This window comes from Caballeronia sp. LZ024 (assembly GCF_031451455.1).
In the GTDB taxonomy this organism is placed as follows: Bacteria; Pseudomonadota; Gammaproteobacteria; order Burkholderiales; family Burkholderiaceae; genus Caballeronia; species Caballeronia telluris.
The window spans coordinates 1,536,760-1,552,682 of sequence record NZ_JARUXL010000004.1; the positions used below are offsets into that span (position 1 = coordinate 1,536,760).

Sequence of the window (15,923 nt, forward strand, 5' to 3'; positions counted from 1 at the left end):
GTCCGCGCCGATGAGCGCGATCGAAACGCTCGCCGCGCGCGCGGGCTTCGAAGTCGAATGGCTCGACGCGCACAAGAACACGCAGCGCGTGCCCGAATCGACGCTGCGCGTGCTGCTCGACCGCCTCGGCCTGCCCTGCGGCAACGCCACGCAACTGAAGCACAGCATGTCGGCGCTCGATGCCGAACTGTCCGGCCGCAAGCTGCCGCCGCTCATCACCGCCGAAGTGGACCGCGCCATCGCGCTGCCGGTGTCGGCGGCGAAATCGGGCGCGCGCTACCGCATCGAACTGGAAAGCGGCTCCGTGATCGACGGACGGTTCACGTCGCCGAAGGGCGAGATTGCGCTGCTCTCGCCGATCTCGGAGCCGGGCTATCACGCGCTCGTCATCAACGACCATCACACGACGCTCGCCGTCGCGCCGTCGCGCTGCTACACGATCGACGACGCCTGGCGCGCGCTGCACGAAGACGCCACCGGCGACGCGCCGCCGCTCTGGGGCGTCGCCGCGCAGGTCTACGGGCTGCGCCGTGTGGGCGACGGCGGTATCGGCGATTTCTCCGCGCTTGCGACGCTCGCCGTCGAAAGCGCGAAACGCGGCAGCCACGCGCTCGCGATCAGCCCGATGCACGCGATGTTCAGCGCCGAGCCGGACAAATTCAGTCCGTACTCGCCGTCGTCGCGGCTCTTTCTGAACATCTTGCACGTCGATCCGGCCGCCGTCCTCGGCGCGCCCGCGGCCCGCGCGGCGATCGAGCGCGCGGGCGTCGCGAAGGACATGACGGAACTCGAAGGCCTGCCGCTGATCGACTGGCCGAACGCGGCGAAGGCGAAGCTCGCCGTCTTGCGCGAGCTTTTCGCCTGGTTCTCGCAGGACGCGGAAACGCCCTCCGCGAAGGACTTCGCGTCGTTCGTCGAAAGCGGCGGGCGGGCGCTCGAAGACCACGCGCGCTTCGAAGCCTTGCAGGCCGACCAACTGGCGAGCGCGGGCGACGGCCACTGGCGCAACTGGCCGGACGAACTGCGCGACCCGCGCAGCGACGCCGTCGCGGCGTTTGCGGAAGCGAACCGGCGCGAAGTCGATTTCCATCTGTTCACGCAGTGGCTCGCGGCGAAGGGCCTCGCGCACGCGCAGCACGCCGCGCGCGACGCCGGCATGGCGGTCGGATTGATCGCCGATCTGGCCGTCGGCTGCGATAGCGCGGGCAGTCACGCGTGGTCGTATCGCGATGAAATGCTGACGGGCGTGTCCGTCGGCGCGCCGCCCGATCTCTTTAATCAGGCCGGCCAGTCGTGGGGACTCACGACGTTCTCCCCGCGCGCGATGCGCACGCAGGGTTTCTCGGCGTTCATCGACATGCTGCGCGCGTCGTTCGCGCGCGCGGGCGGCATCCGCATCGACCACATTCTCGGGCTGCGGCGCCTCTGGCTCGTGCCCGAAGGCAAGCCGGCCAAGGACGGCGCGTACCTGCGCTATCCGCTCGACGATTTGCTGCGGCTCATCGCGCTCGAATCGTGGCGGCATCGCGCGATCGTGGTCGGCGAGGATCTCGGCACCGTGCCGCCCGGCTTTTCCGAGCGGCTGGAAGAACACGGGCTGCTCGGCATCCGCGTGCTGTGGTTCGAGCGCGCCGTCGAAGGCGACGGTTTCAAGCCACCGTCCGACTGGGACCGCGGCGTGACCGCGACCACGACGACCCACGACCTGCCGACCGTCACCGGCTGGTGGCGCGGCGCGGACATCGAATGGCGCGCGAAGATCGGCCAGACGGCCGCGCGCGCGGACGGCCGCGATCCGGTCGCGCTCGCGATGGACGAGCGCGCCGTGGACCGCGACCATCTGTGGCGCGCGTTCCAGGACGCCGGCGTCGCGCCACCCGACGTCGAAGCGCCGCCCGTCGAGAGCGCGCCGGTCGACGAAGCGCTTGCGTTCGTCGCCGCGACGCCCGCGCCGCTCGTCACGTATCCGCTCGAAGACCTGCTCGGGCTCGCGGACCAGCCGAACCTGCCCGGTTCCATCGACGAGCATCCGAACTGGCGCCGGCGCCTCGCCGCGCCGGTCGACGAACTGTTTCTCGACGATGCGTTCGCCGACCGGCTGCTCGCCGTCGCCAGCGCCCGCGAGCGCTCCACGCCGAACCCTCCACCGAACGAAACACCATGACCGTACCGCGCTCCACGCTCCGGCTGCAGCTTCACAAAGGCTTCACTTTCGACGACGCCGCCGTTCAGGTCGACTACTTCGCCGCGCTCGGGATCAGCCACGCGTATGCGTCGCCGATCACGACGGCGACGAGCGGCTCGACGCACGGCTACGACACCGTCGACTACACGCGCGTGAATCCGGAACTGGGCGGCGAGGAAGGGCTGCGGCGGTTCGTCGAGAAGCTGCGCGCGCACGAAATGGGACTGATCGTCGACGTCGTGCCGAATCACATGGGCGTGGGCGGCTCGGAAAACGCGTGGTGGCTAGACATCCTCGAATGGGGACGACACGCGACGCACGCACGCTTTTTCGACGTCGACTGGCATTCGCCCGATCCCGCGCTGCGCGGCAAGGTGCTGGCGCCGTTTCTCGGCGCGGCCTATGGCGAAGAGCTGCAGGGCGGGAAGATCAAGCTCGCGTTCCGGCCGGACGAAGGGCGCTTCGTGATCGAGTACTACACGAACACGTTCCCGGTGTGCCCGGTCGACTATCCGTCGATCTTGCAGGAAGCGCCCGAACTCGGCCAGCGCTTCACGGGCCTCACGACCCAGCCCGCCGATCAGCCGAAGGCCGCCGAAGCGCGCGCCGCGCTCGTGACGCTCGCCGCGACCGAGGGCGGTCAGGCCGCGATCGCCGCGACGCTCGCCGCGCATTCCGCCGATTCGCCGCAGGGCCGCGAGCGTCTGCACCGGCTGCTGGAGCGCCAGCACTTCCGGCTCGCGTGGTGGCGCACCGCCGCCGACGAAGTCAACTGGCGGCGTTTTTTCGACGTCAGCACGCTCGGCGGCGTGCGCGTCGAGCGTCCGGAAGTGTTCGAGGCGTCGCACGCGCTGATTTTCCGGCTCTTCACCGAGGGACTCATCGACGGCGTGCGCATCGATCACGTCGACGGCCTCGCCGAGCCGCGCGAATATTGCCAGCGCCTGCGTCAGCGGCTCGAAGAACTCGCGCACGAGCGCCCGCCCGCCTTGCAGCACGGCAACGGCCGCACGTATTTCGTCGTCGAGAAGATTCTCGCGCGCGGTGAGCCGCTGCGCCGCGACTGGCAAGTCGACGGCACGACCGGCTACGACTTCATGAACGACGTCGGCGCGCTGCTTCACGATCCGCGCGGCGCGGCGCCGCTCGCGCAGGCGTGGTCCGAATTGACCGGACGCAGCGCAGAATTCGCCGACGAAGCGCTCGTCGCGCGCCGGAAGATCCTGGCGGAAAACCTCTCGGCGGAACTGGATCGCGTCGCGCGGGCGCTGCACCGGATCGCCCGCGACGCGATCACGACGCGCGACTTCACGTTTTCATCGCTACGCCGCGTGGTGGGCGAACTCGTCGTGCAGTTTCCGGTGTATCGCATCTATCCCGTCAACGCCGTGCGCAGCGCCGAGGACGAGCGCTATTTCTCGCAGGCGCTGGAAGGCGCGCGCGCCGTGCTGGCGAGGGCGGATCACGTCGTGCTCGATCAGGTCGCGCAGTGGCTCGGCGGCAAGCTCGCCGACGAGGCGCCCGTCGCCGAAAAGCCGCGCGAGCGTGACCGCAACCAGGCCGCGCAGCAGCAGAACGTGCCGGGCGCGAGCGGTTCGCAACGACGCAGCGCGCAGACGCTCTTCTCGCAGCTGACGTCGCCGGTGGCCGCGAAGGCGGTCGAGGATACAGCGTGCTATCGGTACGGACGGCTGTTGTCGCGCAACGAAGTGGGCGCCGATCCGGGCGAGTTCGCGTTGTCCGTCGACGAATTTCACGAGACCAACGCCGAGCGCGCGAAGTCGTTCCCGCACGCGATGCTCGCCACTGCCACGCACGACCACAAGCGCGGCGAGGATGTGCGCGCGCGCATCGCCGCGTTGAGCGAAATCCCGGAAGAATGGGCGGCGACGCTGCACAACTGGTCGACGTTGAACACGCCTCTGCGCCGGACGGTCGGCGGCGACGACGACGCAAACTGGGCGCCCGGTCCGGATGCGGAAGCGATGTTGTATCAGACGCTCGTCGGCTGCTGGCCGCCGGACCTCTCGCCCGACGACGACGCCGGCGTGAAGGAACTGGCCGAGCGCGTCGCGCAATGGCAACTGAAGGCGTTGCGCGAAGCGAAGCTGCGCACGAGTTGGTTCGCGCCCGACGAGGCCTACGAGAACGCGTGCCGCGACTTTCTGTTCGATATCGTCGCGCCGCAGCGACGCGACGGTTTCCTGCGCGAGTTGCCGGCATTCGCTGCGCGCATCGCGCGGGCCGGGGCGATCAACAGCTTCCAGCAGACCTTGCTGCGGCTGACGTCGCCGGGTGTGCCCGATCTTTATCAGGGCACCGAACTATGGGATTTCAGTCTCGTCGATCCCGACAACCGGCGTCCCGTCGATTTCGAGAAGCGGCGCGCGTGGCTAGCCGAAGGCGAGGAAAAAGGGCCGCCGTCCGAACAACTGGCGAACTGGCGCGACGGACGCGTGAAGCTCGCGCTCGTGCGGCGTTCGCTGGCGTTGCGGCATCACGCGGCGTCGCTGTTCGCGCAGGGCGAGTATTTGCCGCTCGAAGTGACCGGCGAGCATGCGGATCGCGTGATCGCCTATGCGCGGCATGCGGGCAGCGCGTATGCGATCGTCATCGCGACGCGGCTCGCCGAGCCGCTGCTCGGCAAGGACGGCGACGTGCCGCTCGTCGAGCCGGCGCGCTGGGGCGATACGGCGGTGATCCTGCCCGATGCGCTCGGCTCGCGCGCGCTCTTCGACTGGATGAGTACGGGCGCGCCGAAGGCGGAGGGACAGCAACTCTTCGTGCGCGATACGCTCACGGCGATGCCGGTGGCACTGCTTGTGGAGGAAGGGGTGCGATGAGGGCTGAGGCTAATCCGCCTCCTCCAGCGCCTCCTCGCGCGGATACACCCGCACTAAAACGATCCGCGGCCCGTTCATCTTCTTCACGACGATGTCGAAGCGGTCGAACTCCACGCGCTGGCCTTCGCTCGGCAAATCGCCGAGCGCGTTGATGACGAGTCCGCCGACCGACTCCGCGCGCCCCTCGTCGATATCGATGCCGAGCGCCCGTTCCAGCGACACGACCGGCAAGCTGCCCTTGCCCATCAGCGTGCCGTCGTCCATGCGCGACCAGTCGGCGTCGCCCTGACGGAACTCGTCGTGGATCTGCCCGACGAGCGCGCCGAGCAGGTTGTCGAGCGTGAGGAAGCCGATCGGCTTCGAGCCCTTGCGCCCGACCAGCGCGAAATGCGGCGCGCCCTTGCGAAAGCGCCGGAACAGTTCCAGCGCGGACAGCGTCGGCGACACGTATTGCACCGGGCGCGTGTATTTTTCGAGCTTGTCGACCTTGACGGTCTGCTGCTTCGGGAAAGCGAGCGTGATGCCGCGCCCTTCGCTCTCGCGCGCGAGCAGCAAGTCCTTCAAATGGATCATGCCGAGCACGCGCTCGCCGGAAGCGTCGGCGAAAAGCGGATAGCGGCTGAAGCGATGGCGCGCGATCACGGCGAGGTTCTCGCGCATCGGCAGGTCGTTGCGCAGGCCGATCATCTCGTGCGCCGGCCGCATCAGGTCCGACACCGTCATGCGGCTGAAATCGAGCGAATGCGCGATGGTGTTCCACTCGTCCGCGTTATACGACGACGCCCCGCCGAGACGCCGGCCGCGCAGGATCAGCTTGAGCTCGTCGGTGGAATAGTGGGCGTCGTGGCCGTGCTCGCCCGACAGGCCGAAGAGGCGCAGCACCGCGTTCGCGCTCGCGTTGAGCACCCAGATGAACGGATACATCAGCCAGTAGAAGCCGTAGAGCGGCATCGCGAGCCAGAGGCCGACCTGTTCGGCGCGGCGGATCGCCCACGACTTCGGCGCGAGTTCGCCGACGACGATATGCAGGAACGAGATGACCGAAAACGCGAAGAAGAGCGAGATCGAGTCGATCAGCTTCTCCGAATCGATGCCGAAGAGCGCGAAAAGAGGATGCAGCAGCGAGGCGAACGCCGGTTCGCCGATCCAGCCGAGCCCGAGCGAAGCAAGCGTGATGCCGAGCTGACACGCGGAGAGATACGCGTCGAGCTGACCGTGGACCTTCGCGAGCAAACGGCCGGGCAGGCCATTGGTTCGCGCGATGGCCTTGACGCGCGTCGCACGCAACTTGACGAGCCCGAACTCCGCCGCGACGAAAAAACCGTTCAACGCGACGAGCAACATTGCGCCGATAAGCGCGACAACCTGAGCCAAAGCAACTCTCTCCGGAAATGGAAAGCGTCAGTATATGGGCGTAAGGCGATCCGGGCGTAAGACCGGCCTCAAGTTTCCGGCCGGTTTCGCCTGTTGCTGCGTGGTGCGCGCCGCTACATGCCGGAGAGCGGCACGCGCAGGTTCATCGATACAGCGGCGCCATCGGTGACGTCGGCGTGGTCGAAACTGCCGCCGTGCGCCTCCGCGACCCGCTTGCAGAGCGCGAGCCCCCACGCGATGCGCCCAGCCTCGCGCGGCTGCGTCGCCTGCCGGCGTGCGAATGCTTCGAGCGCATGCGGCAACTGCTTGTCGACGAGCGCGGGCGCCGACACCGTGTAGCGCACTTCCGTGCGCCACGTGCTGCCTTCCACCTGGCTCGCGAGCACGACCGAGCCGCCGTGCGCGCTCGCTTCCGTCGCGAACACGAGCATCAGCCAGATCGACTGCGTGAGACGTTCGGCGTCGCCTTCGATCTGCTCTTCGGCGAGCGGAGAATCGACGGTCAGCGTAACGCCACGCGCATTCGCGAGGCTCGCGCGCGCGAGCGCCGCGCTGTGTTCGATGAGCGGCCGGATCGCGGCAGGCGCGAGCGACAACGCCAGCGCCTTGGTTTCGGCGCGCGTCGTATCGACGGTCTGTTCGATCAGCTTGACCTGCTGCTCGACGCCCGAGCGGATGCCAGCGAGCGCGCGCTGCGCGGCGGGATCGGCGGCGTCGATCTTGCGCTCGAGCACGTAGCCCCAGCTGTGGATCGCGTTGAGCGGCCCGCGCAGATCGTGCGACACCACCGAGAGCACGTTGTCGCGCATGAAGAGCGCCGCTTCGGCCCGCAAGTGCGCGAGCCGCTCGGCGTTCGGTTCGCCCGCTGCGGCGTGGCTGGCGCACGGCCACACGATCAGCGTGACGGTGTCGGCGGCGGGCAGCGCGAGAATCGTGAAGCTGCGCGTGAGCCCGCCATCGTCGATCGACGCTTGCGCGCGCTGCGCGCCGTTCGCGTTCTGCGCGGCGTCCGCGGCGGCCGAGAGCACCGCGACAAGCGGCTTCGGCAACGCGGTGTCGCCGAGCGCGCGGCCTTCGAGCGCTTGTGAATCGAGATCGAAAAGGTGAGCGAAGACGGTGTCGGCGCTGATGCAGCGCTGGGCCGCATCGAGCACGAGCACGCCATCGTTGCCGGCGGCCGGTGCATCGCGAAACGTCGCGTGTTCGGGTTCGAGCGCGCCGCTAAAGGACGTTGTCACAGTCGGTATCCTTGCTGGTTCAAAGTTGCCAGGCCTTTTTCAGGACGCAAAGGCATTATATGTGAGCCCATGCCGGACTAGCGCCATCTGCGTAGCCGCGAATCGCGCATCTTTTATCGAGACAGAGCACCGGGAAAGTGAGCAAGTGCCGTGCGCGCTCGGCCCGGCCGATAGGACCTACAATACCCGTTCCAAAACACCGGAACGTCGCGGCGGCAGACCGCCCCGGCGCCGGATCAACCAGGGAGCATTCATGTCGATTGTCACGACCGATTCGGGCCTCAAATACGAAGACACCACCGTGGGCGATGGCGCGGAAGCCGTCGCCGGCAAGACGGTGAGCGTGCATTACACCGGCTGGCTGACGGACGGCCAGAAGTTCGATTCGAGCAAGGACCGCAACGACCCGTTCGCCTTCGTGCTGGGCGGCGGCATGGTCATCAAGGGCTGGGACGAAGGCGTCCAAGGCATGAAGGTCGGCGGCGTGCGACGCCTGACGATTCCGCCGCAACTCGGCTACGGCGCGCGCGGCGCGGGCGGCGTGATTCCGCCGAATGCAACGCTCGTGTTCGAAGTGGAACTGCTCGACGTCTGATTTCGATGGCATGACACACGCGCCGCTCGCCGCCCCGTCGGTCGCGCTGCGCCGCTACGACGCGGTGCAGGCGTCGGACGTGCACGATTTCCACCAGATCGTGCTCGGCCTCGACGGCGCGATGGACATGGCCGTCGAAGGCCGCGAAGCGCGCATCGATTGCCGCGGCGCGTGGATCGTTCCGGCGGGCGCGCGCCACGACTATTCGGCTGCGTGCGAAAACCGGCAACTGGTGCTCGATCTGCCGTTCGCGTCGGTGGCGCTGCCGGAGCGGTTCTTCGAGCGCGCGCGGGCGATCGACGTCGATCCGCTCGTCACGCAACTGGTTCGAAACATTGCGACGCGCGCGCAAGCGCCCACGCGCGCGTTCGCCTGGCAGGCGGCGGCGCATCTCTGCGGCGCGCTGATGTCCGACGTGCGTCTCGACGAAGCGCGCGCACTCGATTTCGCGCGCATCGACCGCTGGCTGCGCGCGCATCTGGCCGAACCGTTGCGCATCGCCGATCTCGCCGCGCATTGCGGGTTCGGCATGCGGCGGTTCCATCAACTCTTCTGCGAAGCGTTCGGCGAGACGCCGCATCGCTATCTGCAGCGCCTGCGCCTCGACGCGGCGCTCACGCTGCTCGCCGATCCGCGCGAGACGCTTTCCGGCATCGCGCTGACAGTGGGTTTCGCCGATCAAAGCGCGTTCACGCACGCGTTCACGAAGCGCTTCAGGATCGCGCCGGGGCAATGGCGCGCCGGCAAGCACTGAAGCGATTGCCGCCACGCCATCGGTCCGAAAACGGTCAGGCGTCCAGACCGCGCTCCAGGTCCGCACGAATGTCCGCCGCATACTCCAGCCCGACCGCGAGCCGGATCAATCCTTCCCGAATGCCCGCCGCTTCGCGCACTTCGGGCGTGAGCCGGCCGTGGGTGGTCGTCGACGGATGGGTGATGGTCGTGCGCGTGTCGCCGAGATTGCCGGTGATCGAGCAGATTTTCGTCGAGTCGATCACGCGCCACGCGTTCGCGCGCTGTTCCTCGCGCGTCGCGCCCTTCAATTCGAACGACACGATCGCCCCGCCCGCCTTCTGTTGCTTCTTCGCGACCGCGTATTGCGGATGCGATTCCAGCCCCGGATAAAACACGCGCTCGACGGCCGGATGGCTTTCGAGCCAACGCGCGATTTCCAGCGCATTCGCCGATTGTTTCTCGACGCGCAACGACAGCGTTTCCATGCCCTTCAGCAGCACCCACGCGTTGAACGCGGAGAGCGTCGGACCGGCGCTGCGCACGAACGGGAACACTTTCTCCATGATGAACTGCTTCGAGCCGACGAGCGCGCCGCCGAGCACGCGGCCCTGGCCGTCGAGGAACTTGGTTGCCGAATGCATGACGACGTCCGCGCCGAGCTTGAGCGGCTGCTGCAATGCCGGACTGCAAAAACAGTTGTCGACGACGAAGAGCGCATTCACCGATTTGGCGATCTTGCCGATCGCTTCGATGTCGGCGATTTCGGTCAGCGGATTCGACGGCGTTTCGAGGAAGAACATCTTCGTCTCGGGACGCACGGCGGCCTTCCACGCGTCGAGATCGGTCGGATCGACGAAAGTGGTTTCGATGCCGAACTTCGAGAAGATCTGCGTGAACATGCCGACCGTCGAGCCGAACAGACTCTTCGAGCTGACGAGGTGATCGCCCTGCTGCATCGACGACATCACGACCGACATGATCGCGGCCATGCCGGACGCCGTCGCCATGCACGCCTCGCCGCCTTCGAGCGCCGCGAGCCGGTTCTGGAACATCGAAACGGTCGGGTTGGTGAAGCGCGAGTAGGTGTACGCCTCTTCCGCGTTCTTGAAGCGCTCGGCGGCCTCGGCGGCGCTCGAAAAGCAGAAGCTCGACGTGAGGAAAAGTGCTTCGGAATGCTCGTTGAAGTCGCTGCGCAGCGTGCCGGCGCGCACGGCGAGCGTGTCGAGATGCAAGTTGTCGTCCATGTTCGTGGTTTCCGTTCGTTGTTCCTGCCCTGCTTTCACCGAAAACAGGGCGCAAAAAAGCCCGCTTGTGCGTCGACAGAAGCGGGCTTGTGCGGAAAAAGCGCAGGCGGTTGTTCGTTTTCAAAGGCCACCGTTTCGCTTTAGCTGTTTGGGGTTCACGCCGGTGAAGGCCGTGCCCCGCGTCCGCAAGCTGATCTCAAATCGACGCAAGTCCCGATGCTAACACGATGCGGGCCGCGCCCGCATCGTGCGCGGCTCACTCCACCGACAATTGCAAGTGCAATTGCGAGCGCGCCATGCCGCCTTCCTGCGCTTCGCTCGCGGCATCGCGGTCCGACTGCGACTGCGGCGCGAGACGCGCGGTCTCGATGCGGTCGAGGTAGTCGGTCGTCACGTCGCCGGTGATGTAGTTGCCGTCGAAGCACGAAGCCTCGAATTCGCCGAGCGCCGGGTTGATGTCGCGGATCGCCTGCTTCAGGTCTTCCACGTCCTGGTACACGAGGTAATCGGCGCCGATCATGCGGGCGACTTCGTCGTCGCTGCGGCCGTGCGCGACGAGTTCGCCGCGCGTCGGCATGTCGATGCCATAGACGTTCGGGAACTTCACCGGCGGTGCGGCCGAGGCGAAGATCACCTTGTTCGCGCCGGCATCGCGTGCCATTTGCACGATTTCATGCGAAGTCGTGCCGCGCACGATGGAATCGTCGACGATCAGCACGTTCTTGCCCTTGAACTCGATGCCCATCGCGTTCAGCTTCTGGCGCACGGATTTCTTGCGCACCGCCTGGCCCGGCATGATGAACGTGCGGCCAACGTAACGGTTCTTGAAGAAGCCTTCGCGATACTCGACGTTAAGCTTCGCCGCGACCTGCATCGCCGCCGGACGCGACGAATCGGGAATCGGCATCACGACGTCGATCGGCACGTCGGGCAGCACGCGCTTGATCTTTTCCGCGAGGTAGTCGCCCATGCGCAGGCGCGCGTTGTAGACCGGCACGCCGTCGAGGCAGGAATCCGGCCGCGCGAGATACACGAGTTCGAAAATGCACGGATTCAGCGACGGCTTCTCGGCGCATTGCTGGCTGTGCAGGTTGCCGTCGTTGTCGATGAAGATCGCTTCGCCCGGTTCCACGTCGCGCACGAATTCGAAGCCGATGCCCTCCACGGCCACCGATTCCGACGCCACCATCCACTCGACGCCCGTCGCCGTTTCCAGCTTGCCGAGCACGAGCGGGCGGATGCCGAACGGGTCGCGGAACGCGACGAGGCCGTAGCCCGCGATCAGCGAGACGATCGCATACGAGCCCTTCACGCGCCGATGAACGCCCGACACCGCCTTGAAGAGCGCGGCCGGATCGACTTGCAAGCCCGAACTCGCGAGTTGCAGTTCGTGCGCGAAGACGTTGAGCAGCACTTCGGTATCGGACGCCGTGTTGATGTGCCGGCGGTCGATGCGGAACATCTCGTCCTTCAGTTGCGTCCAGTTCGTCAGGTTGCCGTTGTGCGCCAGGATGATGCCGAACGGCGCATTCACGTAGAACGGCTGCGCTTCTTCCTCGCTCGACGCGGAACCGGCCGTCGGATAGCGCACCTGGCCGATTCCCACGTTGCCCGGCAGACTGCGCATGTTGCGCGTGCGGAACACGTCGCGCACCATGCCGTTGGCCTTGTGCATGTGGAAATTATTGCCGTTCGCCGTGGCGATGCCGGCGGCGTCCTGACCGCGATGCTGCAGGAGCAGCAGGCTGTCATAGATGAGCTGATTGACGGGGCTTTGGGAAACTACACCTACGATGCCGCACATGGCATGTCCTTCAAAGAGTCGAAACGGGTCCAGAGGCGGTGTCGGAACGACGGATGCGCGTTTCCGGCGGAACCGGAGTCGAAATCGCATCGGCAGCGCGCCGAGCCGTCGCGGTTCCTCGTGTAGCCAGCCTTGAGTTACTGCGCGGTGTCCGGAACGGTGTCCGGCGTGGTGCGCACATACGCGGCGAGCGTAGCGGGAAGCAGCGGTTTCAATTCGCGCACGCCTTGCTCGGCCGCGGGCCTGAGCAACGCATTGCGCCAAAAATCCTTTTGCGGCAGCTCGGTCAGACCGGCAAGGGCGACCAGCACCACTACCAATATAGCCCCTCTCGCGAGGCCGAACAGCAATCCCAGCGACCGGTCGACGCCCCGCAGGCCCGTGACCTCGGTAATTCGCGTCAAAAGCGCGGACAGCACGCCCGAAACCAGCAGCACGGCGCCGACCACCAGCAGAAACGCGACGACCCATTGCGTCAGCGCACCGCCCGGCCAGGTCGCCGGAATATAAGGCACGACGAAACCGACGAAACGCCCGGCGATCAACAGCGCCGCGATCCAGCCGATCAGACCGAACGCTTCGGCGAGCAGGCCGCGCCACATGCCGCGCATCGCGGACAGCCCGATCACGGCCATCACCGCGTAGTCGAAACTCGTGAACATCGCGTCGCGTTCGCCTACTTGCCCGCGCCGCCGCCGAGGCCGGCCTGGCGCACCTTCACGAGCGCAGCCGAAGCCGCCGCGCGGTCCGCGAACGGTCCGGCACGCAGGAGCGAGCGCGTGGAGCCGTCGGCCTGCTTGCGATGTTCCACATATGCGGGCACTCCGGCCGCCTTCAACTTGGTCACCCAGTTCTGGGCGGCGGCTTCGTCGTCGAATGTGCCGATCTGCACGACGAAGCGGCTTCCCGCTGGCGACGACGGCGTGTTCGCGGGGCTCGCCGCCGCGTTCGCGGCAATATTGCCTTCATCCGCTTGCTCTGGCGCCTTCGCGTTCGGGCTCGCGACCGCCGCGGGCGGCGTGGCCGCCTTGGCTGGCGGTCTGGATTCCGTCGGTTTAGCTTCCGCCGGCTTCGATTCCGGTTTGGCTTGCGCGGTGGCCGCCGCGTTGGAGGCGGCTTTCGTTTCCGGCGCCGTCACGCCGGCCGCCACATTATCCGATGCGGCGGCGGGGCCGTCCGGCGCGACGCCCGCTTGCGTGTCGGCGTCCGTCGATTCCTTGCTGGCGGGCCTTGCAGCCGGCGCCGGGCGATTCGGAATGTCGATGGCGATGTCGTCGGTGACGGGCTTCGGGCGCGAATCGAGCACCATCGGCAGGACGATCACGGCGGCGAGCACCAGCGCAACCGCGCCGACGAGCCTGCGCCGGGCGCGCTGTTTTTCGGGAAGCGTGGGGTCGAGCATCATCGCGTCGGCGTCGGGACGCTCGGTGCGCCGGGTCCGGCGCTCCGTGCGGACGGTGTGACGCGTGCCGCGCGAGAAGTCGGAATATGCGTCGCGACCGTCAGGTGCGTCGTCTTTCTTGCCGAACGAGAAAAGTCCCATGTATGGCTTGGTGCGAGAGGCTTGCGGTCGTCCGTCTTAGGGCCGTCCGTCTCAGTGATGCTGCGATTTCCGGTAGGCCATCACGCCAGCCACCGTATAGAAACTGCCGAAAACCAAAATTCTATCATTTTCGGACGCTCTCTTTATTGCATCCTGAAAAGCTTCGGCCGGTGTTTCGAACCGTGCAACGCTGCTGTCGGGGCCGTCCTCGACGCCCGCTTCGCGCAGCGCCGTTTCGAGCGCTTCCGTCGATGCGGCGCGCGGCGTCGGCAGCGACGTCACGTTCCAGTGGTCGATTTCGCCCTTCAGTTGTTTCACGATGCCTTCGACGTCCTTGTCCCCCATCGCGCCGAACACCGCGTAGGTGTACGGGAAAAAGCCCATGTTGCCGAGATTTTGCGCGAGCACGGCCGCAGCGTGCGGATTGTGCGCGACGTCGAGGATGATCTGCGGCTTGCCCGGCAGCACCTGAAAGCGTCCGGCCAGTTCGACGTTCGCGAGTCCCAGCCGGATGTCCTGCGCCGACACGGGAATGCGCTCGCGCAGCGATTCGAGCGCAGCAAGCGCCGCCGACGTGTTGATCAGCTGATTGGCGCCGCGCAGCGCGGGATATGCGAGCGCCGAACGCCGCTGCGACCGGCCAATGTAGCTCCATTGCTGGCGCTCGTTGCCGGGCTGCGCCTCGTAGCGGAAATCGCGCCCGACGAGCCACAGATCCGCGCCGACGGCCTCCGCGTGGTCGATCAGCGTCTGCGGCGGGCTAGGATCGCCGCAAACGGCCGGCTTGCCGGCGCGGAAGATTCCGGCCTTCTCGAAGCCGATTTTCTCGCGCGTATCGCCGAGATAGTCGGTGTGATCGATGTCGATGCTCGTGACGATCGCGCAATCCGTATCGACGATGTTGACCGCGTCGAGCCGCCCGCCCAGGCCGACTTCGAGAATCACGGCGTCCAGTCTGCGCGACGCGAAAAGCCGCAGGATCGCGAGCGTGGTGAATTCGAAATACGTCAGCGAAACGGGTTCGGGCAAGCTCGCGCGCGCCGCTTCTACCGCTTCGAAGTGTTCGAGCAGTTCGGCATCGGTGGCGTCGGCGCCGTCGATGCGCGCGCGTTCGTTGAACGCCAGCAAATGCGGCGACGTGTGACAGCCCACGCGATATCCCGCGCGCAGCAGGATCGTTTCCAGGATCGCGCAGGTGGAACCCTTGCCGTTCGTGCCGCCGACCGTGATGACCGGGCAATCGAAAGACAGCCCGAGCGCATCCTTCACGCGCCCGATGCGCGTCAAACCCATGTCGATGCCGACCGGATGCGCGGCTTCGAGGTGCGCGAGCCACGCGTCGAGGGTAGGAAAAGTGGTCATTTGTCTCGAAATCAGGAAAAACGGACGCCAACGCAAAACGCCGCGCGGAACCTGGCGGGTTCGCGCGCGGCGCCGGATCGTCGCGGGCTCAGGCGACCGAGTCGGCCGGCTGGCGCGTCAACAGCGCCATCAACTGCGCGATCTCTTCGCGCATCTTGCGCCGGTCCACGATCATGTCGATAGCGCCCTTCTGCATCAGGAACTCGGCGCGCTGGAAACCTTCCGGCAGCTTTTCGCGCACGGTCTGCTCGATCACGCGCGGACCCGCGAAGCCGATCAGCGCTTTCGGCTCGGCGATAACAACGTCGCCCAAAAACGCGAAACTTGCGGAAACGCCGCCCATCGTCGGGTCGGTGAGGACGGAAATAAAGGGCAATTTCGCGTCGGAAAGCTTGGTCAGGAGCGCGGTTGTCTTCGCCATTTGCATCAGCGAAAGCAGACTTTCCTGCATCCGCGCGCCGCCGGAAGCGGTGAAGCAGATGAACGGCACATTCTGTTCGAGCGCGTTGCGCGCGCCCCGCACGAACCGCTCGCCGACCACCGAGCCCATCGAGCCGCCCATGAACGAAAACTCGAAGCACGCCACCACGACCGGCAGCGTATGAATCGCGCCGCCCATGACGACCATCGCATCGGTTTCGTCGGTGTCTTCCATCGCCTCTTTCAGGCGGTCCGGATATTTGCGGCTGTCCTTGAACTTGAGCGCGTCGACCGGCAACACTTCCTGGCCGATCTCGTAGCGGCCTTCCGGATCGAGCAGGCCGTCGAGCCGTTCGCGCGCGCCGATGCGCATGTGATGGCTGCACTTCGGGCACACGTGCAGGTTCGCCTCGACGTCGTTGCGATACAGCACCGCCTCGCACGCCGGACACTTGATCCACAGGCCTTCGGGGATGCCCTTGCGGCTTTTCGGATCGGTTTGCTTGATCTTCGGCGGCAGCAGTTTGTCGAGCCAGCTCATCGTTATTCCTTTGCTTTATTCGGCGGTCGCGGCCCTCGG

At 66.6% G+C, this 15,923-nt stretch carries 12 protein-coding genes; 4 read left to right on the top strand and 8 right to left on the bottom strand.

Annotated features, from left to right (window positions below; genetic code table 11):
• Nucleotides 1-10 precede the first annotated feature (10 nt).
• Both malQ and treY read left to right on the top strand, forming a co-directional pair.
• Nucleotides 11-2,164 carry a 4-alpha-glucanotransferase gene (malQ, locus tag QCE48_RS29075; protein ID WP_309783744.1) on the top strand — a complete coding sequence of 718 codons (2,154 nt, stop codon included), beginning with the start codon at nucleotides 11-13 and terminating at the stop codon, nucleotides 2,162-2,164.
• Nucleotides 2,161-5,028, top strand: a complete 2,868-nt coding sequence (treY, locus tag QCE48_RS29080) for a malto-oligosyltrehalose synthase (protein WP_309781878.1) — start codon at nucleotides 2,161-2,163, stop codon at nucleotides 5,026-5,028. Before malQ ends, treY begins: the two co-directional genes overlap by 4 nt.
• Nucleotides 5,029-5,037: 9 nt before the next feature.
• Here treY and QCE48_RS29085 read toward each other — a convergent pair whose 3' ends face one another.
• On the bottom strand, nucleotides 5,038-6,402 hold the full coding sequence (locus QCE48_RS29085; protein ID WP_309781877.1) for a hemolysin family protein: 1,365 nt from the start codon (nucleotides 6,400-6,402) through the stop codon (nucleotides 5,038-5,040).
• A gap of 113 nt (nucleotides 6,403-6,515) precedes the next feature.
• A complete protein-coding gene (locus QCE48_RS29090; protein ID WP_309781876.1) occupies nucleotides 6,516-7,640 on the bottom strand; it encodes a HAMP domain-containing sensor histidine kinase in 1,125 nt (374 codons plus the stop codon).
• Nucleotides 7,641-7,893: 253 nt separating this feature from the next.
• On the opposite strand from QCE48_RS29090, the gene QCE48_RS29095 reads away from it, so the two are divergent.
• On the top strand, nucleotides 7,894-8,235 hold the full coding sequence (locus QCE48_RS29095) for an FKBP-type peptidyl-prolyl cis-trans isomerase (RefSeq protein WP_309781874.1): 342 nt from the start codon (nucleotides 7,894-7,896) through the stop codon (nucleotides 8,233-8,235).
• 10 nt (nucleotides 8,236-8,245) lie between these two features.
• Nucleotides 8,246-8,989, top strand: coding sequence for an AraC family transcriptional regulator (locus QCE48_RS29100; protein WP_309781873.1), 744 nt, complete (start codon nucleotides 8,246-8,248; stop codon nucleotides 8,987-8,989).
• A gap of 34 nt (nucleotides 8,990-9,023) precedes the next feature.
• Here QCE48_RS29100 and QCE48_RS29105 read toward each other — a convergent pair whose 3' ends face one another.
• The 6 genes from QCE48_RS29105 to accD form a co-directional block, all read right to left on the bottom strand.
• Nucleotides 9,024-10,214 carry an O-succinylhomoserine sulfhydrylase gene (locus QCE48_RS29105; RefSeq protein WP_309781871.1) on the bottom strand — a complete coding sequence of 397 codons (1,191 nt, stop codon included), beginning with the start codon at nucleotides 10,212-10,214 and terminating at the stop codon, nucleotides 9,024-9,026.
• A 256-nt stretch (nucleotides 10,215-10,470) separates the two neighbouring features.
• A complete protein-coding gene (gene purF / locus QCE48_RS29110; RefSeq protein ID WP_309781870.1) occupies nucleotides 10,471-12,018 on the bottom strand; it encodes an amidophosphoribosyltransferase in 1,548 nt (515 codons plus the stop codon).
• Between the two features lie 137 nt (nucleotides 12,019-12,155).
• A complete protein-coding gene (locus tag QCE48_RS29115) occupies nucleotides 12,156-12,680 on the bottom strand; it encodes a CvpA family protein (RefSeq protein ID WP_309781867.1) in 525 nt (174 codons plus the stop codon).
• Nucleotides 12,681-12,694: 14 nt separating this feature from the next.
• On the bottom strand, nucleotides 12,695-13,561 hold the full coding sequence (locus QCE48_RS29120) for an SPOR domain-containing protein (protein ID WP_309781866.1): 867 nt from the start codon (nucleotides 13,559-13,561) through the stop codon (nucleotides 12,695-12,697).
• Nucleotides 13,562-13,612: 51 nt separating this feature from the next.
• Complete coding sequence (folC, locus tag QCE48_RS29125; RefSeq protein WP_309781864.1) at nucleotides 13,613-14,923, bottom strand: bifunctional tetrahydrofolate synthase/dihydrofolate synthase; 1,311 nt, start codon at nucleotides 14,921-14,923, stop codon at nucleotides 13,613-13,615.
• Nucleotides 14,924-15,011: 88 nt separating this feature from the next.
• The gene (gene accD / locus QCE48_RS29130) at nucleotides 15,012-15,884 is read right to left on the bottom strand and encodes an acetyl-CoA carboxylase, carboxyltransferase subunit beta (RefSeq protein WP_087632779.1); all 873 of its coding nucleotides are present in this window, start codon (nucleotides 15,882-15,884) and stop codon (nucleotides 15,012-15,014) included.
• Nucleotides 15,885-15,923 lie beyond the last annotated feature (39 nt).

Bases quoted from the DNA above. Each gene is read 5' to 3' on its own strand.
- QCE48_RS29120 (WP_309781866.1), bottom strand. From the start codon at position 13,561: ATGGGACTTTTCTCGTTCGGCAAGAAAGACGACGCACCTGACGGTCGC.
- accD (WP_087632779.1), bottom strand. From the start codon at position 15,884: ATGAGCTGGCTCGACAAACTGCTGCCGCCGAAGATCAAGCAAACCGAT.
- QCE48_RS29095 (WP_309781874.1), top strand. From the start codon at position 7,894: ATGTCGATTGTCACGACCGATTCGGGCCTCAAATACGAAGACACCACC.
- malQ (WP_309783744.1), top strand. From the start codon at position 11: ATGAGCGCGATCGAAACGCTCGCCGCGCGCGCGGGCTTCGAAGTCGAA.
- QCE48_RS29100 (WP_309781873.1), top strand. From the start codon at position 8,246: ATGACACACGCGCCGCTCGCCGCCCCGTCGGTCGCGCTGCGCCGCTAC.
- folC (WP_309781864.1), bottom strand. From the start codon at position 14,923: ATGACCACTTTTCCTACCCTCGACGCGTGGCTCGCGCACCTCGAAGCC.
- QCE48_RS29115 (WP_309781867.1), bottom strand. From the start codon at position 12,680: ATGTTCACGAGTTTCGACTACGCGGTGATGGCCGTGATCGGGCTGTCC.
- QCE48_RS29105 (WP_309781871.1), bottom strand. From the start codon at position 10,214: ATGGACGACAACTTGCATCTCGACACGCTCGCCGTGCGCGCCGGCACG.
- treY (WP_309781878.1), top strand. From the start codon at position 2,161: ATGACCGTACCGCGCTCCACGCTCCGGCTGCAGCTTCACAAAGGCTTC.
- purF (WP_309781870.1), bottom strand. From the start codon at position 12,018: ATGTGCGGCATCGTAGGTGTAGTTTCCCAAAGCCCCGTCAATCAGCTC.